The following is a 23,371-nucleotide window of genomic DNA, read 5'->3' on the forward strand; positions in this document are numbered from 1 at the left end:
CCTGCCTGGCCGCCGCCGCTGCACTGATGGCCGGACAGGGGGACATCGGGCGCTGGGTGGAGCGCTGCGGATCAGATATCGGTCGATGGCTGCGACAGGGCCTGCTGTGGCTGCTGCTGGCCCTTGCACTGCCGGTGGCAGCGCAGGAGGGGGCTCCGCCACTGCGCGACTACGCCATTGATGTATGGACGTCGCGCAACGGCCTGCCGCACAACTCGCTGCGCGACATCGCGCAGACCCCCGAAGGCCACCTCTGGTTCGCCACCTGGGAAGGCCTGGTGCGTTACAACGGGCTGGATTTCACCGTGTTCGACCGCAGTACCCGCCCGGGCCTGCGCGACAACGGCATCGGCGCGCTGTTCGTCGACCGCCAGGGGGGGCTGTGGATCAGTGATTCGCGGGGCAATGTCAGCCATCGCGGCAACGATGGCCAGTGGCGTGTCTGGGAGCACCAGGCCGATACCCCGCAGGTCCTGATCCAGTCCATGCAGATGGACAGCCAGGGCCGCTTGTGGCTGCTGTATGAAGGCAAGGGCATCGGCTATCTGACGCCGGACACCGGTATCGTCTACCAGGCTCCGGCCGCCGACCTGCCGATGGCGATGAGCTTCACCAAGCTGGTGGTCGATGCGCAGGACCGGGTCTGGGTCGGCACGTTGGATGGACTGGTGCTGCGCGACAACGATGGCGTGCTCAAGCGCGCGCCAGCGACGTGGGGGCTGGGCGCCGGCAGTGGCCTGTCGTGGCCGTACCGCGCTCCGGATGGCGCGCTGTGGATCGTCGCCGGCGAGCGCCTGTACCGGGTGGAGGATGATCAGCTGGTGCTGATGCACCGCCTGCCGGGGCAGCTGCACCTGACCTCGATGCTGCAGGATCGCCATGGTGACCTGTGGCTGGGCACCGAGAACCAGGGCCTGCTGCGGATCTCAGCGCATGGCCTGGAGCGCCTGCCGGCGGGCCTGAACCTGCCGGGTGGGCGCGTGGTCAGCCTGCGCGAGGATGCCGAGGGCAGCATCTGGGTGGGTGCCAACGGTGGCCTGTACCGCCTGCGCGAAACACTGTTCAGCAGCTACACCGAGCGCGATGGCCTCAGTGGCGACTATGTGCGCACCGTGTTCGAGGACCGCGAACGCCAGCTGTGGGTCGGCAGTGCCAGCGGCCTCGACCTGCAGACTGCTGATGGCCGCTTCCGTGCGATGCCGCTGCACAACCGCGGCGGCAAGGCACCTTCGGTGCTCAGCCTGGCGCAGGGTCCGGACGGTGACCTGTGGGTCGGAACGTTCGGTGATGGCGTCTACCGTCTTGGCCCCGATGGCCGGCTGCGGCACAACTATGCCGCCGCCGATGGCATGCCGGGCGGCAACATCCGCGCGATCAGCGTGGACCCGCAGGGTGTGGTCTGGGCCGGCACCCAGAAGGGCGTGGTCCGCATCGACGGCGACCGCGTGCAGGTATCAAGCGTTGCGGGCATGCCCAGCGGCCTGATCACCGCGCTTGAGCACGATCACCAGGGCAACCTGTGGATCGGCACCATCGAGGGCATCCGCGTACTGCGCGGCGATCACGTGCAGTCGATCGACCTCGCGCCGATGGGCGGTGGCCGCAGCGTGTTCGGCTTCCATCAGCTGGGTGACGCGATGTGGATCAGCAGCGACCGTGGCCTGTACCGCTGGCGCAACGGCACGCTGGCACGGGTGGGGCTGGAGCAGGGCATGCCGGTGGATGCGGTGTTCCAACTGGTGCCGGATCGCCTTGGCAACGTGTGGATCAGCAGCAACCGCGGCGTGCTGCGCACCGACATGGGCACCCTCAACGCCGTGGCCGATGGCCGCGCACCCCGGGTGGTGGTGGAGCGCTACAACGAGATTGACGGCATGGCCAATGCGCAGGCCAACGGCAGCTCCGGGCCATCGGCGATCCTGCGCCAGGACGGCACGTTCTGGGTGGTCACCGCCGGAGGCCTGAGCACCGTCGATCCGCAACGCCTGCAGCGTTTCCGCGAGCGTCTTTCACCGCCGGCAGCGATTGAAAGCGTGCAGGTGGATGGCGCCCCGGTGCATTGGGAAGGCCCGGACCGCAACTACATTCCCGGCGGCCGGCGCTTGGCGGTGAGTTATGTCGGCCTGAGCTACCTGATGTCTGACCGGATCCGCTACCGCACGCGGTTGGACGGCCTGGATACGGGGTGGGTCGAACGCGGCCCGCAGCGCAGCGTGGAGTTCGTCGGCCTGCCGCCGGGCGACTACACCCTGCACGTGGCCGCTGCCCATCCGAGCGGCAGCTGGGGCCAGCAGGAAGCGGTATGGAGCTTCACCGTGGAGCCGTTCTGGTGGCAGCGACGCAGCGTGCAGGTGCTGGGTGGACTGCTGCTGCTGGCCGGGCTGGTGGCGCTGTACCGCCTGCTGCTGCAGCAGCTGAAGGCCAGCAACCTGCGCCTGGCGCGGCGCGTGGACGAGGCGACCTTCGACCTGCAGGCCAAGACCGTGCACCTGCAGGCGCTGAACCAGGAAAAGACCGAACTGGCCGAGCGCCTCGCACGCCAGGCCGAGGCATTCGAACGGCAGGCCCGCGAGGATGCACTGACTGGCCTGGCCAACCGCCGTGCCTTCGATGAAACGCTGGCGCGTGACTTCGCCCGTTCGCAGCGCAGCGGTCATCCGCTGTGCCTGGTGGTGCTGGATATCGACCACTTCAAGGACGTCAACGACCGCCACAGCCACAGCATCGGTGATGCGGTGCTGGTGCAGGTGGCGCGGTTGATCGCCGCCGCCAGCCGCGATTCGGACCTGCCGGCGCGGACTGGTGGCGAAGAGTTCGCGCTGCTGCTCAACGACACCCGTCTGGAGGAAGCCGCACAGCTGTGCGCGCGCCTGCGCGGCCTGTTCCATGACCACCCCGACTGGGCCGGCGTGGACGGACTGCGCGTGACCTTCAGCGCAGGGCTGGTGGAGCTGGATGCCGACGACCGCACCCCGGCACTGCTGTACCAGCGCGCAGACCGCGCGTTGTACCGCGCCAAGAGCGACGGCCGCGACCGAACGAGCATCGGTTGATTGCATCCACGCATGGCGTGGATCTACGGGTGTTGCCGTACCAACGGTCGGCACCCAGCAGAGAGGTGACTCACCACAGCGGTGATCGGCAGCCCGCAACGAGCGCAGCGACCCGCTGTTGCTTCCGCTTTTCTGATCTTTCCGTGGCGCTCGCTGGAAACTGTCCGTGGCCGGGCGGGTGGGCTGCGCAGGGGCGTGAGCCGCATGGATGCGGCGACCGAGCTTACAGGGACGTACTTGCAGCGTCCCCTGCGCAGTCCACCCGCCCGGCCCTACCAGGAATCGCTGTCAGCCCGCCACGAGGGGCTCCGCCGTTGGCCGCTTCACCGCGGCCAGGCGTTGGCGATCGTGCAGAACAAGCGCGCGGTCTGCTCGGTGTCGTACACCGCGCTGTGTGCCTCGTTGGCATCCCAGCCCAGCCCGGCGGCGGTGGCCGCACGCGCCAGCACGGTCTGTCCGTAGGCGATGCCGGCCAGGGTGACCGTGTCGAACACGCTGAACGGATGGAACGGGTTGCGCTTGTGGCCGGTCCGCGCCACCGCTGCGTTGACGAAGCCCAAGTCGAAATGGGCGTTGTGGCCGACCAGGATCGCGCGCTGGCAGCCGTATTTCTTCATGGCCGCGCGTACCGGGGTGAAGATGTGGTCCAGCGCCGCCTTCTCTTCCTTGGCCAGCCGGAACGGGTGGTCGAGGATGATGCCGGTCACTTCCAGCGACTTCGGGTCGATCTCCAGGCCCTCGGCCGGCACCACGTGGGCACTGGCGGTCTGGCCGGGGTAGAGCAGGCCGTTCTCGTCCATCTCGATCGGCACGGCGGCGATTTCCAGCAGCGCGTTGCGCTGGCTGTCGAAGCCGCCGGTTTCCACGTCCACCACCACCGGCAGGAAGCCGCGGAAGCGTTGTGACATCGCGCGCTGCGCCTGGGGGACTGCGGAATCGGGAGCGGCGGCAGGTGCGGGGGTGGGCTCAGTCATGCGTGAATTCTAGCAGAGCGACCCTGAGCGCCCGGCCAGCCTTCGGTGCATGCGTTCCCTGCGCGGGCGTGTGTCGACCAAGGTCGACACCTACCGGGACACCGCGCGCTCAGGATTCCGGTAGGTGCCAACCTTGGTTGGCACACGGTGCGCCGACCAGGTTTGGCGATTACCGGACTGCTGGCCGTGCAGGCGTGGCCGAGGGAGACCACCGCGCCAACCACGCATCCACGCTCAGCCTGCCGGCGCCGGTGAAGATCAGCGGCAGCAGCATCGCCATGAACAGTACTGGCAGCTTGAAGTTGCCGAAGCCCTGGTCAGTGATCGCGTAGCCCATGGCCAGGTCGGCCAGCGAGTTCCACTCCATCGGCCAATGCACCGCATAGGTGGCCACTACGGTCAGCACCAGCAGGCTGGCGGCGGCAAACCGGGTGCCGAAGCCAACCAGTAGGCAGGCCGCGCCAATCAGCTCGAACCAGGTGGCAAGCTGCCAGTTCAGGGTGGCCGGCAGCTGGTCGAACGGGAACGGGAAAGCGTCCTGCAGGTCGGCGAACCAGTTCTGGCCGTGCAGCTTTTCGCGGCCGGATTCGAAGTATTCCCAGGCCAGCAGCAGGCGCAGGCCGAGCGGGGCCAACCAGGGGGCGAGACGGTCCAGCTGGCCACGCGTGGCGGCCAGGGTCGGAAGGTTCATCGGTGGTTCTCCGTGGGGGAAAGGGCGTCAGCCAGGGACTGTGAGCGGGCCGATCACGCCGGCCTGCAGGAACTGCTGCAGCAGCGCGGCACCGGGCCCGGCCAGCGCCTCCTCAGCCAGGCCGTTCGCAGCGGCCAATTGCCGCAGATAGGCATGTCCATCGAGGCCGGGTCGTTCGCCGACGCTGGACAGCAGGTATACCGCCAGCGGGCTGAGCACGGCGAAGCACACTTCGCCATCGGCCTCGCGGCGGACCAGCAGGCCGGTCGGTTCCGCCGGCGGCTGCATTGGCGCATCCTCGGCACCGAGTCGATGCACCGGCCACTGGTACAGCAGCGGCCACGCCAGGGGTGAGCGCTGCAGCGGTACCTGCAGCGGATCGATGTCGCCGGGTGCCGGCAGCGGCTCGGCCTGCAACTGGTACAGCGCGGTCTCCACCCACTCGTAATGAGCGAGTTCGGCCAACGCCGGGTGCGGCAGCTGCGGCTGTGCCCGCAGCCACTGCACGAATTCGGCGGCCAGTTCGGTGAACAGCGGTGTCTGGCAGCGATGGGTGGCGAAGTAGTGGCGCACCAGGTCGCTCCAGGCGGGCTCGCCGAGCAGGCGCACGCAGACCGGGAAGCCGTTGCTCAACAGGCCGAGCAGATTGTTGAACAGCAGCCGTTGGTACACCGTGACCCGGCGTGCCTCCAGCCCAGCCGGCGGTGGCACGCCCTGCGGATCGCGCAGATGGGCAGTGAACGCATGCTGCTGCGCGCGCAGGGTGCCGCGAGCGTCAGTCATGTGCAGTCCCCCCGTGCGTCGCCTGCAGGCGGCGGATGGTCTGCAGTTCGCCCTGCAGCTCGGCGTATGGGGGGAAGTTGAAATCGCGCTCGAGCAGGGTGGGGCGTGGGCCGATGCGCGCGTAGGTACGCGCCAGCAGCTCCCAGACCGGGTCGATCACCGCGCTGCCATGGGTATCGATCTTCAGGTCCGGCGCCTCGTCCAGGTGCCCGGCCACGTGCAGGCAGACGACGCGCTCTGCGGGCAGCCCGGCGATGAAGGTGTCGGCATCGTAGCCGTGGTTGCAGGCGTTGACGTAGACGTTGTTGACGTCCAGCAGCAGATCGCAGTCGGCTTCGGCAAGCACCGCATTGGTGAAGGCCAGTTCGTCCATCGCCGGTTCCGGTGCCAGGTAATAGGACACGTTCTCCACTGCAATGCGGCGGCCCAGCAGATCCTGCACGTGAGCGATGCGTGCCGCAGTGTGGCGCACGGCTTCGTCGGTGAACGGAATCGGCAGCAGGTCGTACAGGTGACCGTCATCGCTGCAGTAGCTCAGGTGCTCGCTGTACAGCGGCACGCGGTGCTTTTCCAGGAACTGGCCGACCTGTTCCAGCAGCTGCGTATCCAGCGGCGCGCTGCCGCCCAGCGACAACGACAGGCCGTGGCAGCTCAACGGATGGCGCTGCGCCAGTTCGGCCAGTGCATCCCCGGCGGGACCACCCACATGGATCCAGTTCTCCGGCGCGCATTCGAGGAAATCGAAGTCGCCTGCCGGGGCGTCACGCAGGTCCTGTAGCAGCGCCCGGCGCAGGCCCAACCCGGCGGCCGCCGCACGAAGCGGCGACCGCGGGTGGACGAGGCTGGCGCGGACGTCAGTGCTTGCCACCGCACTTGCCTTCGCCGCACTTGCCTTCAGCCGACTTCTTGTCGCCTGTCTTGGCAGCGGCTGCACCAGCAGCCTTGCCCTTGTCGGCACCGCACTTGCCTTCGCCACACTTGCCTTCGGCAGCCTTGCCCTTGTCACCGCCGCACTTGCCTTCAGCGGTCTTGCCGTCGGCGCCGCACTTGCCTTCGGCGTGCTTGGTATCGGCAGCCTTTGCCGCCTGGCCAGCCACCAGGTAGCCCTGGGCCAGGTCGCTCATGCTCAGGGCCGAGGCACTGGCGGTCATGCCCAGGCCGGCGGCCAGGGCCGTAGCGGTCAGCAGGGACAGGGTCTTGTTGGAACTGCTCATCGGTCTTACTCCTAGGTGGAGGGCAGGTGCCCGGGGTGAATCGATGGTGCAGCGATCCTACTCAACGAATCCTCGCCAAGAACTCAAATTTTCGTGAGATTTATTACAGAGGGGGAGACCGGTGGCCGGAACGCCCAAAAACAAAAGGGCCGCTGTCACCAGGACAGCGGCCACCGTGGAGTCGACTCCGGTGTTGCAGTGCAGCGTCAGGGCTGGCCGGTGCTGGAGGTCTCGTCGCGCTTTTCACGCGGCGGCAGCGGCTGCTCACCGTGCACCAGGAACCACACGTTCTCGGCGATGTTGGTGGCGTGGTCGCCCACGCGCTCCAGGTTCTTGGCCATGAACAACAGATGGGTGCACGGGGTGATGTTGCGCGGGTCTTCCATCATGTAGGTCAGCAGCTCGCGGAACAGCGCGGTGTACTGCGCGTCCAGGCGGGCGTCATCCTCGCGCAGTTCCAGCGCGGCATCGGCGTCGTTGTCGCGGTAGGCGGCAATGGCGCGGCGCACCTGCTGCGCGGCCAGGCGGCCGAGCGCCCGCAGGCCCTGGATCTGTGGCAGCGGCGGCACTTTGCCCAGCGCGATCGAACGCTTGGCAACGTTGGCCGCGTAGTCGCCGATGCGCTCGATGTCGGCCGGGATGCGCAGGCCGGCCAGGATCTCGCGCAGGTCGCGTGCCATCGGGCCACGCAGCGCCAGGCGCATCACGTCATGGCTGATCTGCTGCTCCAGCGCATCGATCGCTTCGTCGTTGGCGATGATGCGATGGGCGGCGTTCTCGTCGCGCTTCTCGATCACGTCCATCGCCGCTTCGAGCTGAGCGACGGCCATCTCGCCCATGCGCACGATTTCGGCCACCAGCCGCTGCTGTTCTTCGTCGTAGCTCTTGACGATGTGGTCGTTGGGAAGATTCATGTTCATTCCACTCTGTAGAGTCGAGCCATGCTCGACTGACGTTATCCGTAGAGTCGAGCCACGCTCGACTGACGTTAGCTGTAACTCGACTGACGTTTCAGCCGAAGCGACCGGTGATGTAATCCTCGGTCTGCCGCTGCGACGGCTGCGAGAAGATCACTTCGGTGCGGTCGTGCTCGATCAGGTCGCCCAGGTACATGAAGGCGGTGTAGTCGGACACGCGCGCGGCCTGCTGCATGTTGTGGGTGACGATGACGATGGTGTACTCGTGCTTGAGCTCTTCCACCAGCTGCTCGATGCGGCTGGTCGAGATCGGATCCAGCGCCGAGGTCGGCTCGTCCAGTAGCAGCACCGACGGGCGCAGGGCCACGGCACGGGCGATGCACAGGCGCTGCTGCTGGCCACCGGACAGGCCCAGTGCGCTCTGCCCCAGCTTGTCCTTCACTTCGTCCCACAGTGCGCCCTGGCGCAGCGCCTGCTCGACGCGGTCGGCCATGTCGGCCTTGCTCAGCTTCTCGTGGTGGCGGATGCCGTAGGCCACGTTCTCGAAGATGGTCATCGGGAACGGCACCGGCTTCTGGAACACCATGCCGACCTTGCTGCGCAGGCGGTTCATCGGGTACTTCGGCGACAGGATGTTCTCGCCGTCCAGCAGCACTTCACCACGCGCCTCCAGCTTCGGGTACAGCGCGTAGATGCGGTTGAAGATGCGCAGCAGGGTCGACTTGCCGCAGCCGGAGGGACCGATCAGCGCGGTCACGCGCTTTTCCGGGATCTCCAGGTTGATGCCCTTCAGGGCATGGAACTTGTCGTAGTAGAAGTCCAGTCCACGCGCAGCCAGCTTCACCGGCGACGGCGTGTGCAGGCTCTCGTGCGAGGACGGCACGGCGATGCGCTGCATCGGCACGGCGTTGGAAAGGTCGTTCATGGCGTTATCCACGGAAAGGTCAGTCATGGGAGATACGGTTGCGCAGCAGGATGCCGCGGGCGGCAAGGCTGACCAGCAACACGAAGACGGTGAGCACCAGGGCACCGGCCCAGGCCAGCACCTGCCAGGATTCATACGGGCTGCCGGCGAACTGGTTCATCACCACCGGCACCGAGGCCATCGGCTGGAAGATGTTGTTGTTCCAGTACTGGTTGCCGAAGGCAGTGAACAGCAGCGGTGCGGTCTCGCCGGAGATGCGGGCCAGCGCCAGCAGGATGCCGGTGATGATGCCGGCCGACGCACTGCGGTACAGCACCTGCACGATCACCTTCCACTGCGGGATACCCAGCGACAGGGCTGCCTCACGCATCTGCGAGGGCACCAGGCGCAGCATTTCGTCGGTGGTGCGCACCACCACCGGCAGCACGATGAAGGCCAGCGACAGTGCACCGGCGAACGCCGAGAAGTTGCCGCCGGTCTGCATCACGTACAGCGTGTAGACGAACAGGCCAAGCACGATGGATGGGGCCGACAGCAGGATGTCGTTGACGAAGCGGACCACGGTGCCGGCCTTGCGGGCGTTGCCGTACTCGGCCAGCCAGGTGCCGGCCAGCACGCCCAGCGGGGTGCCGATGCCGATCGCCAGCGCGCACATCACCGCACTGCCGAAGAAGGCGTTGGCGAGACCGCCTTCCTGCATCGGCGGCGGCGTCATCTTGGTGAACAGATCCCAGTTGATGCCGGCCAGGCCCTTGGAGGCCAGGGTGAACAGGATCCAGCCGAGGAAGAACAGGCCGAACAGGGCGGTGGCACAGGAGGCGGTGATCGCAACGACGTTGCCGATGCGACGGCGCAGGTACAGCGAATCAGCGGTGGTGGACATCAGTTGCCCTCCTTGCGGGACAGGCGCATCAGCATCAGGCGGGCGATGGCCAGCACCACGAAGGTGACGATGAAGAGGACGAAGCCGAGCAGCAGCAGGGCCGAGCGGTAGGTTTCAGTGGCTTCGCCGAAATCGTTGGCGATCAGCGCGGCGATGGTGGTGCCCGGTTCCAGCAGCGACGGCGACAGGCGCACGCTGTTGCCGATCACGAAGGCCACGGCCATGGTCTCGCCCAGGGCGCGACCGAGGCCGAGGAAGATGCCACCGATCACCGCCGAGCGGGTGTAGGGCAGCACGATGTCCCAGCTCACTTCCCACTTGGTGGAGCCCAGCGCGTACGCCGACTCCTTCAGGCGGGTGGGTACGGTCAGGAACACTTCGCGCATCACCGAGGAGATGAACGGAATGACCATGATGGCCAGCACGAAACCGGCGGTGAGCATGCCGATGCCCAGCGGCGGGCCCTGGAACATCGGGCCGATGATCGGCCATTCGCCCAGGGTCTCGTTGAGGAACGGGGTGACGTACTCGGTCATCACCGGCACCAGCACGAACAGGCCCCACATGCCGTAGATGATCGAGGGAATGCCGGCCAGCAGTTCGATGGCGGTACCGACCGGGCCACGCAGCCAGCGCGGCGCGACTTCGGTGAGGAAGAAGGCGATACCGAAGCTGACCGGCACGGCGATGACCATCGCGATGACGGCGGTGACCAGGGTGCCGTAGATCGGAGCGAGAGCGCCGAACTTGTTTTCGACCGGATTCCAGTCGGCGGAGAAGAAGAAGCTCAGGCCCTGCATCTGCAGGGCATGGCGGCCGCCCCACAGCATCGACAGCGCGGCGCAGGCCAGGGCGATCAGGACGAAGATGACGGTGCCGACCAGCACCCATCGGAACAGTTTGTCGTTGCGGGCATCACGCGCATCACGCGTGGACGGGGCGGCTACAGGCTGGGCGATGGCATTCATGGGGACGGCAGGGCCAGGAAGGGGCGGGGCGGCACGGCGTGGAAGAGGCGGTGCCCGCGCGGGGCGGGCACCGTCGTGTCCATCACTTCAGGTCGGTCGCCCAGTAGGCCTCGATCTGCTTGACCAGTTCGGCCGGCAGCGGCACGTAGTGCAGCTCGTTGGCCTGGGCCTGGCCGTTCTCGAAGGCCCACTTGAAGAAGGCCAGGGTGTCCTGGTTGCGCTTGGCGTCCTTCGGCCGCTTCTGCATCAGCATGAAGTTGGTGGCGGTGATCGGCCACGCCTGCTCGCCCGGAGCGTTGGTGATGACCAGGTTGAAGTCCTTGGCGCTGGCCCAGTCGGCGCTGGCGGCCGCGGCGGCGAAGGTTTCCGCGCTCGGCTCGACCCAGTTCCCGGCCGCATTCTGCATGGCGGTGTACGGCATGCCGTTCTGCAGCGCGTAGGCCAGTTCGACGTAGCCGATCGAGCCCTTGATCTGCTTCACGTAGGAAGCGACGCCTTCATTGCCCTTGCCACCGACGCCGTCCGGCCACTGCACCGAGGTGCCTTCGCCGACCTTGCTCTTCCATTCCGGGCTGACCTTGGACAGGTAGTTGGAGAAGTTGAAGGTGGTGCCCGAGCCGTCCGAACGGTGGACCAGGGTGATCTTGCCGTCCGGCAGCTTCACGCCCGGGTTGGCGGCGACGATGGCCGGGTCGTTCCAGGTCTTGACCTTGCCCAGGAAGATGTCCGCCAGCAGGGCGCCGCTCAGGCGCAGCTTGCCGGTTTCCAGGCCTTCGATGTTGACCACCGGCACCACGCCGCCGATGGCGGACGGGAACTGGGCCAGGCCGGCCTGGGCCAGCTCTTCGCTGCTCAGCGGCTTGTCGGAGGAGCCGAAGTCGACGGTGCCGGCCTTGATCTGGGCGATACCGCCACCGGAGCCGATCGACTGGTAGTTGATCTTGGCACCGGTGCTGGCGTTGTAGTCAGCCGACCACTTGGAGACCAGCGGGAAGATGAAGGACGCGCCCGCGCCGGACACTTCGGCGGTCACCTTGGCACCGGCAGCGGCCGGGGCGGCGGCACCGTCGGCAGCCGGCTGCTGCGCGGCCTGCTTGTCGCCACCGCAGGCCGACAGGCCCAGGGCGATGGCCAGGGAAAGGGCGGCAAGGCCGGCCGAGTGCAGTTTCATGGTCACTCCATAGCGGGGAAGAGCCGACGTCGTCGGCGGATGCGGCTATGAAATGATGTTTTTGTTACAGCCGTATTACGACCATGACAGAGGTGTCCTGGATCACGTTCTGACAAGGGTTTCACGGGGTTGGCCTCCATTCGGAAGCTCCCCGGAGACCCCGGATCTGCGCACCGATATGACGGCCGGGGCTCTACAAATGCTCTTGCCTTTGCTCCTGCCTTTCATGACCCCACCGCGCCCCCGATGAACTGTCGAGAGGCGGTGGACCAGGGCGTGCAGGACCGTCCACGGCATGGATGCCGTGGCCGAGCCCCCAAGGAAGGGTTTACGGCGTGTCCTGCACGCCCTGGCCCACCGACTCACCCACGGATCAGCGAAGGCGCAAACGCTCTTCACGACCAACCTCCAAAAACAAGAAGAGCGCGAGATCTCGAGGATCTCGCGCCCGGGGTGGGATCGGCGGGGGAGAGAGGACCCGCCGATCCCGTTCCTGCGGGGGAACGCGCTTGCTTACTTCAGGTTCTGCGACCAGTAGGTCTCGATCTGGCGGACCAGGCTGTCCGGCAGCGGCACGTAGTCCAGCTGGCGGGCCTGGGCGTCGCCGCTCTTGTAGACCCAGCGGAAGAACTCCTGGGTGGCCTTGCCGTTGGCAGCATTCTTCGGCTTCTTGTGCACCAGGATGAAGTTGGTGGCGGTGATCGGCCAGGACTCGGCGCCCGGGGCGTTGGTCATCACCAGGTAGAAGTCCTTGGCGCTGGCCCAGTCGGCGCTGGCAGCGGCGGCAGCGAACGACGCGTCGCTCGGCTGCACGAAGCGGCCGGCGGCATTCTTCATCGCGGTGTACGACAGCTTGTTCTGCAGCGCGTAGGACAGTTCGACGTAGCCGATGCCGCCCTTGATCTGCTTCACGTAGGCAGCAACGCCTTCGTTGCCCTTGCCACCGATGCCGGCCGGCCACTGGACCGAGGTGCCTTCACCGACCGAGCTCTTCCACTCCGGGCTGACCTTGGACAGGTAGTTGACGAAGTTGAAGGTGGTGCCTGAGCCATCCGAACGGTGCACGACGGTGATCTTGGCGCTCGGCAGGGTCACGCCCGGGTTCAGTGCGGCGATGGCCGGGTCGTTCCAGGTCTTGATCTTGCCCAGGAAGATGTTGGCCAGCACGGTGCCGTCCAGCTTCAGCGCGCCCGGGGCGATGCCGGCCACGTTCACCACCGGCACCACGCCGCCGATCACCGACGGGAACTGCGCCAGGCCCGCAGCGGCCAGTTCTTCCGGCTTCAGCGGGGCGTCGGATGAGCCGAAATCAACGGTCTTGGCCTTGATCTGGGCGATACCACCGCCGGAGCCGATCGACTGGTAGTTGACCTTGTTGCTGGTGGCGGCGTTGTAGTCGGCCGACCACTTCGACATGACCGGGTAGATGAACGAGGCGCCCGCGCCGGTGATTTCAGCGGCGTTGGCGGCGAACACGGACGACGCTGCGAAGACGGCAACGGCAACGCGCGACTTGAAGGCGTGGATCACGGGGTGGCTCCTGGGTTGATTGGGATGCGGGGTTACCCGCCCGGCGCACATTCCATAACGGTTCGATGACAGTGCAGGGACCGTTGTATGACGCAACCGTTACAGCGCTGCCCGGCGCCCGCACAGCCAGGGGCGTGAAGGTTCTGAGTGCTGCGGGCAACGTGTTGACCAATGCACCGGAGACGGACGTGGCCCGGTTGCGATCACGTTCTATATGTCGCTGATGGCCTGCCCAGTGTGGTCGTCAATGCCATCCCGGCCTGGCATTCCGCAGTGATGCTGCGTCATCCACACGAAACCATCGATGCAGGTGAGAGCGTCGCGGCGGTCGGTCCAGGCCGAGACGCTGATACATGACGCCATATGCCGCAAGGGATCGACAAGCATGTGCCCGCAAATGAGTCGTACGCATGACCGCACGAAGAAATCTGTGGTTGGTGCTCAGGTTGTCATTCGGCTGTCATGGTTTTAACGGAATGTTCGCAAAACGCTTGACCGGCCTGCCGGCGTGGCGTTCTGCCCAAGCCATTCCAACCCTCTGGAGAAATCCAAAATGCGTTCCCATTTGCTCGCCGCCGCGGTCGTTGCAAGCCTCGGTCTGGTTTCCGCCGACGCCTTCGCAGCCCCCGCCAGCACGGGCGTATCCCAGGCACAGCTGCAGCAGCTGCAGGCACAGATCGCTGCGCTGCAGGCCCAGGTCCAGCAGTTGCAGAACGATTCGCAGGCGCTGCAGGCGCAGTCCGATGCGCAGTCCGAAGTGAACATCACCCAGGCACAGGCCCTGGAAGGTGCGCAGAAGACCCAGACCAGCGTCGACAAGCTCGCCAAGCTGGTCAATGACAACAAGATCGGCGGTCGCATGTTCTTCGACCTGACCAACATCGACAAGACCAGCAACGGCAAGGACACCGCCGCCAGCGGCACCGGTCTGGACGTCAAGCGCTTCTACCTGACCGTCGACCACAAGTTCAACGACATCTGGTCGGCGAACCTGACCACCGACTTCCAGTACAGCTCGGCCATCGGCAACACCGAACTGTTCGTCAAGAAGGCCTACGTGCAGGGCAGCTTCGACCCGGCCTTCAACCTGCGCGTCGGTGCCGCCGACATGCCGTGGATTCCGTACGTCGAGAAGTTCTACGGCATGCGTTATGTCGAGAACACCCTGACCGACCGCCTGAAGTACGGCAACTCGTCCGACTGGGGCCTGCATGGCTTCGGCAACCTGGGCAACAACTTCAACTACGCGGTCTCGGTCGTGTCCGGCGCCGGTTACAAGAACCCGACCCGCAGCAAGGGCATGGACGTGGAAGGCCGCGCGGCCTATACCCCGAACGAGAACTTCGTGGTTGCCGTCGGTGGCTACAGTGGCAAGCTGGGCAAGGAAACCGACATCCAGAGCGCCGAGAACACCTACACCCGCGCCAATGCGATGGTGGCCTACGCCAGCAGCGACTTCCGCGTCGGTGGCGAGTACTTCCAGGCCAAGAACCTCAACAACGTGATGACCGTTGCCACCGACAAGACCAGCGGCTGGTCGGTGTGGGGCAGCGTGCGCGTCACCGACGGCGGCATCAACGTGTTCGGTCGTTACGATGACACCGACGTCAGCAAGACGCTGGACCCGACCCTGAGCGACAAGTACTGGAACGTCGGCGTCGAGTTCCCGGTCATGAAGAACCTCAAGCTGTCGACCGTGTACAAGTACACGCACCTGGCCAACGCCAGCGACAAGAAGAACGACAAGACCAAGGAGTTCGGCGTCTGGGGCGACCTGTCGTTCTGATGTCCTGAAGCACTCTTGTCTACAAGCAAGGACGGCGGGCCCTGTGCCCGCCGTCCTTGTTTTGTCACACCACGAACGCGTTCACGCCTCGGCCGTGGTCTTTTCCTTGAACCGGCACAGGTCGGCGATCACGCAGCCCGGGCAATCCGGCTTGCGCGCCTTGCACACATAACGTCCGTGCAGGATCAGCCAGTGATGCGCGTCGAGCAGGAACTCGGCCGGAATCACCTTCACCAGTTTGTCTTCCACTTCGCGCACGTTCTTGCCCGGGGCCAGGCCGGTACGGTTGGAGACGCGGAAGATATGCGTGTCCACCGCCATCACCGGCTCACCGAACGCAGTGTTGAGCACCACGTTGGCGGTCTTGCGGCCCACGCCCGGCAGCGCTTCCAGTTCATCGCGATCGCGCGGCACTTCACCGCCGTGCTTCTCCAGCAGGATCGCGCAGGTGGCGATCACGTTCTTCGCCTTGGCGTTGAACAGACCGATGGTGGCGATGTACTGCTTCAGCCCGTCCTCGCCAAGCGCGAGGATCTTTGCCGGGGTATTGGCCACCGGGAACAGGCGGCGCGTGGCCTTGTTGACGCCCACGTCGGTGGCCTGCGCCGACAGCGCGACCGCCACCAGCAGTTCGAACGGCGAGCTGTACTCCAGTTCGGTCTTCGGGTGCGGATTGAGTTCGCGCAGGCGGGTGAACATCTCCACCACGTCGGCGCGCGGCATGCTGCCACCGCGTCGCGCCGGCGCGCGCGGGGTCTTCTTCGCAGCGGCCATTACTGCTCCTTGCCGGTGGCGCGGGCCTTGGCCCGGGCGAGAATCGCGGCGGCGGCCGGGGGCAGGGCGGGCTTCACGTCTGGCGCCGGGGCTGGCGTGCGTCGCGCATCGCGTTCGGCCTCGCGGCGCGCCAGGCGCACGGCGCGGGCACGGTAGCGTTCGCGTGCGGCCCAGGCCGCGTGCAGCTGCTGCTGGGCCTGCTGCAGGCGTCGTGGAAGGTCCGGGTGGCCGGGCAGCAGCTGTTCGTCGCCGGCACGGGCAACGTAGTCCATGAGACCGGCCTGCAGGGCGCCATCGAGATCGTCTGCCTGGACCCGGGCGAACAGCTGCGCGGGGTTGGGTCGGGATGCCATGGCGTCAGCGGTTCTGGAAGGCCGGCGGGCGGCGCTGCAGGAAGGCGCTGGTGCCTTCGCGCATGTCTTCGGTGGCGAACAGCAGGCCGAACTGCGCGCTTTCGTACTCCAGCCCAGCCTCCAGGCTGCATTCGCCACCCACGTGTACCGCGTCGAGCAGGCCACGCAGGGCCAGCGGGGCCGAGCGTGCCAGCTGGCGCGCGATGTCCTGTACACGGTTGTCCAGCGCATTGGCGGGCACCACCTCGTTGACGATGCCCAGTTCCAGTGCACGCGCGGCGTTGATCGGTGCACCCAGCAGGCACAGCTCCAGGGTGGCGGCGCGGCCGCACAGGCGCAGCAGGCGTTGACTGCCGCCGAAGCCGGGAATCAGGCCGAGATTGATCTCCGGCTGCCCGACCTTGGCCGTATCGGCAGCGATGCGCAGGTGGCAGGCCATGGCCAGCTCCAGCCCGCCGCCCAGGGCGAAGCCGTTCACGCGTGCGATCACCGGCTTGGGCATACGCTCGATCTGGCGCATCAGGGCCTGGCCGAGCAGGGAGAAATCACGTCCCTGAACCGCACTGAGTGTGTTCATCTCGGCGATGTCGGCCCCGGCCACGAAAGCCTTCGGACCGGCACCGGTCAGCACCACCACGCGCACGTCCGGGTCGGCTGCGGCGGCGCTGAACGCCTCGGTCAGCGCCTGCAGGGTCGCGGCATTCAAGGCGTTGAGCTTGTCCGGGCGCTGGACGGTCACGGTGCGGATGGCGCCGTCGTCGGCGACAGCGATCAGGGCATCGGCCACGGGGAAACTCCTGAAACGTTAAAAAAAAGTGAGATTGAACTCCGCCAACGCAGACGGGTCTTAGCCTGCATCGTGAGTAGCGGTTACACGTTGTGCCCGTTATCCTAACCCGTCGCCTCAGGGCGGCGCAGAACGTCCCTGAGTTACCACCCCTGGAGAACTGTTTGATGAAGTTGCGTTCTATCGCGGTCGCCGTCGCGGCCCTGGCCCTGACGGGCAATGCCTTCGCCCAGGACGTCTCGTCCGAAAAGGGCAAGCTGAGCTACTACTTCGGTTACGACTACGGCAACAACCTGGCGGAGCTGACCGGTCGTGGTGAGCAGCTGGACATCAACTCGGTGGTGAAAGGTCTGCAGGACGCCTACGCCAAGAAGCAGCCGGCGATCACCGCCGACCAGCTGAAGCCGGCCGTTGAAGCGTTCCAGAAGCGCGAGCAGGGCCGTGCCCAGGCTGCCAAGGCCGAGTACGAAAAGGCTGCTGCCGAAAACAAGACCAAGAGCGATCAGTTCATCGCGGCGAACAAGGCCAAGGCCGGCGTGCAGTCCCTGCCGAGCGGCGTCCAGTACCGCGTGATCGAAGCCGGCAAGGGCGCCAAGCCGACCCAGGCCAGCACCGTGCAGCTGGAAGTGGCCGGTCCGTTCCCGTACGGCCAGCGCCCGACCGAAGCCCGCCCGGCCCAGCAGATTCCGTCGATCAAGGTCAGCGAAGTCGAAATGAAGGCCATGCGCGAGACCCTGCTGCAGATGCCGGCTGGCTCGAAGTGGGAAGTCACCCTGCCGCCGGACCAGGCCTACGGTGCCGACCCGCGCACCCCGTTCCCGCCGAACGTGGCTGTGCAGTTCGAGATCAAGCTGGTCAGCGTCAAGTAAATCGAAGCGGTAAACGAAACGCGCCGGTGATCCCACCGGCGCGTTTTTGTTTGCGCGGAGCGCGACGCTGCCGTGCACTGCATATTGACCCCGCGCAAATTCAGCCCGATCGCGCTACTGTTGCCGGGTGCAAACAATGGAAAAAACGGCGCGTGTTGTCGCAAGTCCCTGCATCGGAGTGTGCACGCTGGATCCGCACCGGCAATGCACCGGCTGCGGGCGGCATATCGATGAGATCGCGCGGTGGTCGTCGATGAGCAACGAGGAACGCAGCCGCATCCTGCATCGCGTGCAACCTCTGCGTGAACAGCTGCAGCAATCACTGCGCGGCTCGCTGGCTGATCACGAGCGCCTGATGCGCGCGCTGCATCCACTGGCCGAGCCGCCGGCCGGCGACGGCTGGAACCGCAGTGAACTGATCGATCTGCTTCCGCCCGGGCCCCCGGTGGAAGCCGCCGTACTGGCCGGCATCGTGCCGCGCGCCAACGGCGCACAGGTCATTCTCACCCGTCGCACCGAAACCCTGCGTACCCATGGTGGCCAGGTCGGTTTCCCCGGTGGCCGCACCGAACCCGATGACCGCGATGCGTTGGCCGCTGCACTGCGCGAGAGCCAGGAGGAAATCGCATTGGCGCCCGGCCAGGTGCAGGCGCTGGGCTATCTCGATCCCTTCGTGACGATCACCGGCTACCGGGTCACGCCGGTGGTGGCCGTGGTCGATCCGGATTTCGTGCCGGTGCCACAGCCCAGTGAAGTGGCCGAAGTGTTTGAAGTGCCGCTCGATTACCTGATGGCAGCCGACAACCTGCACCAGGTCGAAATCAATCATCGCGGCCGCGTCCGCCACGTCCTCGAATATGGCTGGCCCGGCCAGCGCATCTGGGGCGCCACCGCCGCCATCCTCTACAACCTGCGTCGCCGCCTGGAGCAAGTGCAATGAAGCCGATCGATCCGCCGTGGACCACCCTGGTCGATGTCGCCACCCTGGCCGCTGCATTGGGCGAGGGCGTTCGCGTGGTCGACGCACGTGCTACTGCCAGTACCGCCGTACGCGTGGTCGATGCACGTTCCTCGCTGTCCGATCCGCAGGCGGGTAACGGCCAGTATCTGGCGGGGCATGTTCCGGGCGCGGTGTATGCCGACCTCAATCGGGACCTGTCGGATCTGACCCGCAGCGGCCACGGCCGTCACCCGCTGCCGGACAGCGATGCCTTCGCCGCGAAGCTCGGCCAGTGGGGCATCGGTCCCGACACCCAGGTGGTGGTCTACGACGGCAGCGATGGCAGCATGGCCGCCTCGCGCCTGTGGTGGCTGCTGCGCCTGATCGGGCACAGCAAGGTGGCCGTGCTTGATGGTGGCATCGCCGCATGGCAGGGCGCAGGGCATCCCTTGGCGACGGGGCAGGATGAGGTGACCGCGCTGCCGGTTTACCCGGGCCGTTTCGACACCACCCAGATCGCCAATGCCGATGAAATCACTGCACGCTTGAAGCATGCACCCGGTTGGCTGGTCGATGCACGCGCGGGTGAGCGCTTCCGCGGCGAAGTGGAGCCGCTGGACCCGGTCGCCGGCCACGTGCCCGGCGCGGTCAACCGTCCGTTTGCGTTGAACGTCGCCGACGGCCGCCTGCGTGATGCACAGGAACTGCGCGCCGAACTGCAGGGCGTGATCGGCAACCGTGATCCGCAGCAGGTGGTGCTGATGTGCGGCTCCGGCGTGACCGCCTGCCACCTGTTGCTGGCGATGGAAGCGGCCGGTCTGTCCGGCGCACGCATCTACGCCGATTCCTGGAGCGGCTGGGTCAGCGACAGCAGCCGCCCGGTCGCCACCGGCGCCTGAGCCACGCGGGGTCGGATCCGTTCTCCAGCGGAAAACGGCTCTGACCCCATCGAGCGTAAATCGGGGTCAGAGCCCGTTGCGTAGCAACGGGATCCGACCCCGTGCCGACCAACGGTCGGCACCCACCAACAGCAGCAGGAATCTGTCGAAGGCGGGGTGGGTCCGGTTGCGGGGGCGTGAGCCGCATGGATGCGGCGACCGAGCTTACATGGACGTACTTGCAGCGTCCCCCGCAACCGGACCCACCCCGCCTCCCCTCCCCTCAGGAAGTCAGCTTCTGCTTTTGCTGTTGTTCTGGCTTCTGCTTCTGCGGGTGCAGGGCGCAGCCCTGCAAACCCTTACCCAACCGGCTGCAACGGCACCTTCGCCAGCACCCGCGCCCACGGGAACAACGGCCCCGGATCACGCTTGCGCGCCACCATCAGCGCCGGGTCATCGCTGGCCGGCACCTGCTCCAGGTCCAGCTGGTCGTGCCCGGCAATCCGCCGCAGCGACGGATAGCGCACCACCAGCGCCTGCAGCAGCTGCTCCAGCGCCTGCAGCTGTGCCTCGGTGTAGGGCTCGTCCATCGCCTGCTGGCGGCTGTCGAACCAGTGCGGGTAGCGCCCGGTGTTGACCAGCTCGATGCCCAGCGTATGCGCGTTCATGCCGCGCACGTGGTGGGCCACGCGTTCCGGCGCCACGTACTGCACCACGCTGCCATCGCGGTCGATGTAGAAGTGGCCGCTGTTGCCGGCACCGCTGTCGTACAGCACACGCTCACCGTACTCGCGGGCCATCGCCAGGTCGGGCAGCTCGGTGCAGTGGATCACCACCATCTCCAGCGTGGCCGGGTCGCGCAGTGGCAGACGGTCTTGGTAGGGCAGCGGCTGCAGCTGCAGGCCGGGCAGGAGCGGGTTGGGCATCCGGCGATGCTAGCATTGCGGCATGAACCTGCCTTCCCTTTCCTCATCGGCCCGCTCCCATGGAGCGCGCGCATGAGCCGCGGCCACTGCATCCTGTCCCACGGTTTCGAGAGTGGCCCGGAAGCGACCAAGGTCACCGCGCTGGCCGACGTGGCGCAGCGACTGGGCTGGACCCATGAGCGCCCGGACTACACCGACCTGGACGCGATGAGCGAGGTCAGCCGGGTGGGCGATGTGCCGACCCGCCTGCGCCGCCTGGTCGAACGCACCGCCATCGCTGCCCAGCAGGGCCCGGTGGTGCTGGCCGGCTCCAGCCTGGGTGCCTACATCTCTGCCATCGCCTCGCTGCAGGTGCCGGTGGCCGGCCTGTTCCTGATGGTGCCGCCGACCACCATGGGCCCGATGCCGGCGCTGGACGCCGCCGCCGTGCCGACCACCGTGGTCCAGGCCTGGCATGACGACGTGGTCCCGGCCGCCGGGGTGATTGCCTGGGCGCAGGCGCGTTCGGCGCAGCTGCTGCTGGTCGACGACGGCCACCGCCTGGAGCACCACGTGGAGGCCTCCGCGCAGGCCTTCGAGCGCCTGCTGCGGCAACTGTGAAGCCCGGGCGCACGGCGCGCCCGCCCGCATTGACTACAATGGCAGCCCCGCCGCCCCCGGCGCGGGCCTGCCGGCCGTGCCTACGGCCCTCCTTTCCGACTGGCCCGGCCCCTGTGCCGCGCCCGACCACCTGCGAACCGATCCTGTGAAATTCTTCGTCTCCTGCGCCAAGGGCCTGGAATACCTGCTTGCCGATGAACTGTCGGCCCTGGGCCTTGGCAAGGCCACTGCCACCATTGCCGGCGTCAACGCCGAGGGCGAACTGGAGCAGGCGCTGCGGATCGTGATGTGGTCGCGCCTGGCCAGCCGCGTGCTGTGGCCGATCGACGAGTTCGACTGCCCGGACGAGCAGGCCCTGTATGACGGCGTGCGTGCGCTGCCGTGGCACGAGCACATCAAGCCGGAGATGACCCTGGCGGTGGACGCGCACGTGTCCGGCGACAAGATCACCCATGCCCGCTTTGCCGCGCAGCGGATCAAGGACGCCATCGTCGACCGCATGCGTGATGAAGGTCTGGAGCGCCCGTCGGTCAACACCGACCTGCCGGATGTGCGCGTCAACCTGTCACTGCGCAAAGGCCGTGCCTCGCTGTCGATCGACCTCGGCGGCGGCCCGTTGCATCGCCGTGGCTGGCGCGGCGCCGCTCACGAGGCACCGCTGAAGGAAAATCTGGCCGCCGCGCTGCTGCTGCGCGCGCAGTGGCCGCGGCTGCACGCCGCCGGTGGCGGCCTGCTGGACCCGATGTGCGGCAGCGGCACGCTGCTGATCGAAGGCGCGCTGATGGCCGCCGACGTCGCGCCCGGCCTGATGCGCCACGGCAGCCTGCCGCCGAGCCGCTGGCTGGGCTTCGACAAGGCCGCCTGGAAGAGCATCCAGAGCGAGGCGCGTGACCGCGAAGCGGCTGGCCTGGCTGCGCTGAAGCCGGTCATCCACGGCAGCGACATCGACCCGACCGCGATCCAGGCGGCACGCGAGAATGCCGAGGTGGCCGGTGTAGCCCACGCGATCCGCTTCACCCGCGCCGATGTGGCCGACCTGGCCGCACCGGAGCAGGAGATCGGTGCGGTGGTCTGCAACCCGCCGTATGACGAACGCCTGGCCGCCGACCCGGCGCTGTACCGCGCACTGGGCAATGCCCTGCAGAAGGCGGTGCCGCAGTGGCGCGCCAGCCTGCTGTGCGGCAACGACGAACTGGCCTTTGCCACCGGCCTGCGTGCGGGCAAGAAGTACCAGATGTTCAACGGTGCGCTGGAATGCGCGCTGATCGTCTGCGACCCGATCGCCGTGCCGGGCCGTGACCCGGCGCAGCCGCGCGAGCTGAGCGAAGGTGCGCAGATGGTGGCCAACCGCCTGCGCAAGAACCTGAAGAAGTTCAAGAGCTGGCGTGTCCGCGAGGACATCACCTGCTTCCGCGCCTACGATGCCGATCTGCCGGAGTACGCGGCGGCCATCGATGTCTACGAGGAAGACGGTGGCAAGCGCCGCACCTTCCTGCATGTGCAGGAATACGCGGCACCGGCGGCGATTCCGGAGAACGACGTGCGCCGCCGCCGCAACGAGCTGCTGGCGGCCGCGCGCGAAGTATTCGGCGTGCCGCCGGAACAGGTGTCGATGAAGTCGCGCGAGCGCGGCAAGGGCGGCAGCAAGTACGGCCGTTTCGAGCAGCGTGACGAGTTCATCGTGGTGCGCGAGAACAACGCGCTGCTGCAGGTGAATCTGTTCGACTACCTGGACACCGGCCTGTTCCTCGACCACCGCCCGCTGCGCCGGATGATGGCCGAGCAGGTGCGTGGCAAGCGCTTCCTCAACCTGTTCTGCTACACCGGCGTGGCCAGTGTGCAGGCGGCGGTGGCCGGTGCGGCCAGCACCACCAGCGTCGACCTGTCGGCGACCTACCTGCAGTGGTGCTACGACAACCTGGCGTTGAACGGGCAGGGCGGCAACCAGCACCTGCTGGTGCAGGCCGATGCGATGGCGTGGCTGGAAGGCGACCGTGGCCAGTACGACGTGATCTTCTGCGATCCGCCGACGTTCTCCAACTCCGCGCGCGCGGATGACTTCGACGTACAGCGTGAGCAGCTGAAGCTGCTGCGCGCGGCGGTGGCGCGTCTGGCGCCGGGCGGCGTGCTGTATTTCTCCAACAACTTCCGCCGCTTCAAGCTGGAAGAGAACGCCATCGCCGAATTCGCCCAGTGCCGCGAGATCACCGCGCGCACCATCGGCCCGGACTTCGAACGCAACGCGCGCATCCACCGCGCGTGGGAATTGAAGCGTTTGGGGTAAGTCCGGTAGTGCCGGCCGCTGGCCGGCAACGGTGTCAGATCCGCAGAGGGTTCATGGGATGCCGG

The 23,371-nt window shown here is 66.9% G+C and carries 22 protein-coding genes; 7 read left to right on the top strand and 15 right to left on the bottom strand.

Annotated elements, in window-relative coordinates:
- Positions 1-26: 26 nt before the first annotated feature.
- Positions 27-3,053: a ligand-binding sensor domain-containing diguanylate cyclase gene (locus tag MG068_RS06570; RefSeq protein WP_132809721.1), complete on the top strand. Its 3,027-nt coding sequence runs from the start codon at positions 27-29 to the stop codon at positions 3,051-3,053.
- 323 nt (positions 3,054-3,376) lie between these two features.
- Here MG068_RS06570 and rnt read toward each other — a convergent pair whose 3' ends face one another.
- The 11 genes from rnt to pstS (MG068_RS06625) all read right to left on the bottom strand — a co-directional run bounded on the left by rnt (position 3,377) and on the right by pstS (MG068_RS06625) (position 13,109).
- Positions 3,377-3,961, bottom strand: coding sequence for a ribonuclease T (gene rnt, locus MG068_RS06575; RefSeq protein ID WP_005408782.1), 585 nt, complete (start codon positions 3,959-3,961; stop codon positions 3,377-3,379).
- A gap of 235 nt (positions 3,962-4,196) precedes the next feature.
- Complete coding sequence (locus MG068_RS06580; RefSeq protein ID WP_049463604.1) at positions 4,197-4,718, bottom strand: HvfX family Cu-binding RiPP maturation protein; 522 nt, start codon at positions 4,716-4,718, stop codon at positions 4,197-4,199.
- Positions 4,719-4,745: 27 nt separating this feature from the next.
- Positions 4,746-5,501, bottom strand: a complete 756-nt coding sequence (locus tag MG068_RS06585) for an HvfC family RiPP maturation protein (RefSeq protein ID WP_132809722.1) — start codon at positions 5,499-5,501, stop codon at positions 4,746-4,748.
- Positions 5,494-6,369 (bottom strand): HvfB family MNIO-type RiPP peptide maturase, encoded by an 876-nt coding sequence (locus MG068_RS06590; RefSeq protein WP_049421603.1) that lies wholly within the window; start codon positions 6,367-6,369, stop codon positions 5,494-5,496. The genes MG068_RS06585 and MG068_RS06590 overlap by 8 nt, the downstream gene beginning before the upstream one ends.
- Entirely contained in the window at positions 6,356-6,715 is a 360-nt protein-coding gene (locus tag MG068_RS06595) for an HvfA family oxazolone/thioamide-modified RiPP metallophore (RefSeq protein ID WP_049421602.1), read from the bottom strand. The genes MG068_RS06590 and MG068_RS06595 overlap by 14 nt, the downstream gene beginning before the upstream one ends.
- Before the next feature lie 206 nt (positions 6,716-6,921).
- The gene (gene phoU / locus MG068_RS06600) at positions 6,922-7,635 is read right to left on the bottom strand and encodes a phosphate signaling complex protein PhoU (protein ID WP_087944217.1); all 714 of its coding nucleotides are present in this window, start codon (positions 7,633-7,635) and stop codon (positions 6,922-6,924) included.
- A gap of 91 nt (positions 7,636-7,726) precedes the next feature.
- Complete coding sequence (gene pstB / locus MG068_RS06605) at positions 7,727-8,557, bottom strand: phosphate ABC transporter ATP-binding protein PstB (protein ID WP_005408788.1); 831 nt, start codon at positions 8,555-8,557, stop codon at positions 7,727-7,729.
- Positions 8,558-8,576: 19 nt separating this feature from the next.
- Positions 8,577-9,440, bottom strand: a complete 864-nt coding sequence (pstA, locus tag MG068_RS06610; RefSeq protein WP_032127902.1) for a phosphate ABC transporter permease PstA — start codon at positions 9,438-9,440, stop codon at positions 8,577-8,579.
- A complete protein-coding gene (gene pstC, locus MG068_RS06615; RefSeq protein ID WP_005412771.1) occupies positions 9,440-10,408 on the bottom strand; it encodes a phosphate ABC transporter permease subunit PstC in 969 nt (322 codons plus the stop codon). The genes pstA and pstC overlap by 1 nt, the downstream gene beginning before the upstream one ends.
- 82 nt (positions 10,409-10,490) lie before the next feature.
- On the bottom strand, positions 10,491-11,579 hold the full coding sequence (pstS, locus tag MG068_RS06620; protein WP_132809723.1) for a phosphate ABC transporter substrate-binding protein PstS: 1,089 nt from the start codon (positions 11,577-11,579) through the stop codon (positions 10,491-10,493).
- Between the two features lie 513 nt (positions 11,580-12,092).
- Positions 12,093-13,109, bottom strand: coding sequence for a phosphate ABC transporter substrate-binding protein PstS (gene pstS, locus MG068_RS06625; RefSeq protein ID WP_004151437.1), 1,017 nt, complete (start codon positions 13,107-13,109; stop codon positions 12,093-12,095).
- A gap of 553 nt (positions 13,110-13,662) precedes the next feature.
- Here pstS (MG068_RS06625) and MG068_RS06630 point away from each other — a divergent pair.
- The gene (locus MG068_RS06630; protein ID WP_032127900.1) at positions 13,663-14,895 is read left to right on the top strand and encodes a porin; all 1,233 of its coding nucleotides are present in this window, start codon (positions 13,663-13,665) and stop codon (positions 14,893-14,895) included.
- An 81-nt stretch (positions 14,896-14,976) separates the two neighbouring features.
- Here MG068_RS06630 and nth read toward each other — a convergent pair whose 3' ends face one another.
- Genes nth through MG068_RS06645 form a run of 3 tightly spaced genes read right to left on the bottom strand, consistent with a single transcriptional unit; the run spans position 14,977 to position 16,809 of the window.
- Positions 14,977-15,669, bottom strand: a complete 693-nt coding sequence (nth, locus tag MG068_RS06635; RefSeq protein WP_049463598.1) for an endonuclease III — start codon at positions 15,667-15,669, stop codon at positions 14,977-14,979.
- Positions 15,669-16,022: a hypothetical protein gene (locus MG068_RS06640; protein WP_049399879.1), complete on the bottom strand. Its 354-nt coding sequence runs from the start codon at positions 16,020-16,022 to the stop codon at positions 15,669-15,671. Before MG068_RS06640 ends, nth begins: the two co-directional genes overlap by 1 nt.
- Before the next feature lie 4 nt (positions 16,023-16,026).
- A complete protein-coding gene (locus MG068_RS06645) occupies positions 16,027-16,809 on the bottom strand; it encodes an enoyl-CoA hydratase/isomerase family protein (protein WP_132809724.1) in 783 nt (260 codons plus the stop codon).
- Positions 16,810-16,976: 167 nt separating this feature from the next.
- On the opposite strand from MG068_RS06645, the gene MG068_RS06650 reads away from it, so the two are divergent.
- From MG068_RS06650 to MG068_RS06660, 3 genes are all read left to right on the top strand, one after another.
- Positions 16,977-17,678 carry an FKBP-type peptidyl-prolyl cis-trans isomerase gene (locus MG068_RS06650; RefSeq protein WP_032127896.1) on the top strand — a complete coding sequence of 234 codons (702 nt, stop codon included), beginning with the start codon at positions 16,977-16,979 and terminating at the stop codon, positions 17,676-17,678.
- A gap of 136 nt (positions 17,679-17,814) precedes the next feature.
- A complete protein-coding gene (locus tag MG068_RS06655; protein WP_032127895.1) occupies positions 17,815-18,618 on the top strand; it encodes a CoA pyrophosphatase in 804 nt (267 codons plus the stop codon).
- Positions 18,615-19,517 carry a sulfurtransferase gene (locus MG068_RS06660; RefSeq protein ID WP_132809725.1) on the top strand — a complete coding sequence of 301 codons (903 nt, stop codon included), beginning with the start codon at positions 18,615-18,617 and terminating at the stop codon, positions 19,515-19,517. Before MG068_RS06655 ends, MG068_RS06660 begins: the two co-directional genes overlap by 4 nt.
- A 338-nt stretch (positions 19,518-19,855) precedes the next feature.
- On the opposite strand, the gene MG068_RS06665 is transcribed toward MG068_RS06660, so the two are convergent.
- Positions 19,856-20,422, bottom strand: a complete 567-nt coding sequence (locus MG068_RS06665) for an N-acetylmuramoyl-L-alanine amidase (protein WP_132809726.1) — start codon at positions 20,420-20,422, stop codon at positions 19,856-19,858.
- A gap of 72 nt (positions 20,423-20,494) precedes the next feature.
- Here MG068_RS06665 and MG068_RS06670 point away from each other — a divergent pair, with 72 nt between their 5' ends.
- Entirely contained in the window at positions 20,495-21,022 is a 528-nt protein-coding gene (locus MG068_RS06670) for an alpha/beta hydrolase (protein ID WP_049399884.1), read from the top strand.
- A 145-nt stretch (positions 21,023-21,167) separates the two neighbouring features.
- Complete coding sequence (gene rlmKL / locus MG068_RS06675) at positions 21,168-23,306, top strand: bifunctional 23S rRNA (guanine(2069)-N(7))-methyltransferase RlmK/23S rRNA (guanine(2445)-N(2))-methyltransferase RlmL (protein ID WP_132809727.1); 2,139 nt, start codon at positions 21,168-21,170, stop codon at positions 23,304-23,306.
- Positions 23,307-23,371: the final 65 nt, after the last annotated feature.

The sequence above is a fragment of the Stenotrophomonas sp. ASS1 genome (assembly GCF_004346925.1).
Lineage (GTDB): Bacteria > Pseudomonadota > Gammaproteobacteria > Xanthomonadales > Xanthomonadaceae > Stenotrophomonas > Stenotrophomonas maltophilia_A.

Coding starts and splice junctions, on each gene's coding strand:
- MG068_RS06570 (WP_132809721.1), top strand. CDS start 27: ATGGCCGGACAGGGGGACATCGGGCGCTGGGTGGAGCGCTGCGGATCA.
- rnt (WP_005408782.1), bottom strand. CDS start 3,961: ATGTCACAACGCTTCCGCGGCTTCCTGCCGGTGGTGGTGGACGTGGAA.
- MG068_RS06580 (WP_049463604.1), bottom strand. CDS start 4,718: ATGAACCTTCCGACCCTGGCCGCCACGCGTGGCCAGCTGGACCGTCTC.
- MG068_RS06585 (WP_132809722.1), bottom strand. CDS start 5,501: ATGACTGACGCTCGCGGCACCCTGCGCGCGCAGCAGCATGCGTTCACT.
- MG068_RS06595 (WP_049421602.1), bottom strand. CDS start 6,715: ATGAGCAGTTCCAACAAGACCCTGTCCCTGCTGACCGCTACGGCCCTG.
- phoU (WP_087944217.1), bottom strand. CDS start 7,635: ATGAACATGAATCTTCCCAACGACCACATCGTCAAGAGCTACGACGAA.
- pstB (WP_005408788.1), bottom strand. CDS start 8,557: ATGAACGACCTTTCCAACGCCGTGCCGATGCAGCGCATCGCCGTGCCG.
- pstA (WP_032127902.1), bottom strand. CDS start 9,440: ATGTCCACCACCGCTGATTCGCTGTACCTGCGCCGTCGCATCGGCAAC.
- pstC (WP_005412771.1), bottom strand. CDS start 10,408: ATGAATGCCATCGCCCAGCCTGTAGCCGCCCCGTCCACGCGTGATGCG.
- pstS (WP_132809723.1), bottom strand. CDS start 11,579: ATGAAACTGCACTCGGCCGGCCTTGCCGCCCTTTCCCTGGCCATCGCC.
- MG068_RS06630 (WP_032127900.1), top strand. CDS start 13,663: ATGCGTTCCCATTTGCTCGCCGCCGCGGTCGTTGCAAGCCTCGGTCTG.
- nth (WP_049463598.1), bottom strand. CDS start 15,669: ATGGCCGCTGCGAAGAAGACCCCGCGCGCGCCGGCGCGACGCGGTGGC.
- MG068_RS06640 (WP_049399879.1), bottom strand. CDS start 16,022: ATGGCATCCCGACCCAACCCCGCGCAGCTGTTCGCCCGGGTCCAGGCA.
- MG068_RS06650 (WP_032127896.1), top strand. CDS start 16,977: ATGAAGTTGCGTTCTATCGCGGTCGCCGTCGCGGCCCTGGCCCTGACG.
- MG068_RS06655 (WP_032127895.1), top strand. CDS start 17,815: ATGGAAAAAACGGCGCGTGTTGTCGCAAGTCCCTGCATCGGAGTGTGC.
- MG068_RS06660 (WP_132809725.1), top strand. CDS start 18,615: ATGAAGCCGATCGATCCGCCGTGGACCACCCTGGTCGATGTCGCCACC.
- MG068_RS06665 (WP_132809726.1), bottom strand. CDS start 20,422: ATGCCCAACCCGCTCCTGCCCGGCCTGCAGCTGCAGCCGCTGCCCTAC.
- MG068_RS06670 (WP_049399884.1), top strand. CDS start 20,495: ATGAGCCGCGGCCACTGCATCCTGTCCCACGGTTTCGAGAGTGGCCCG.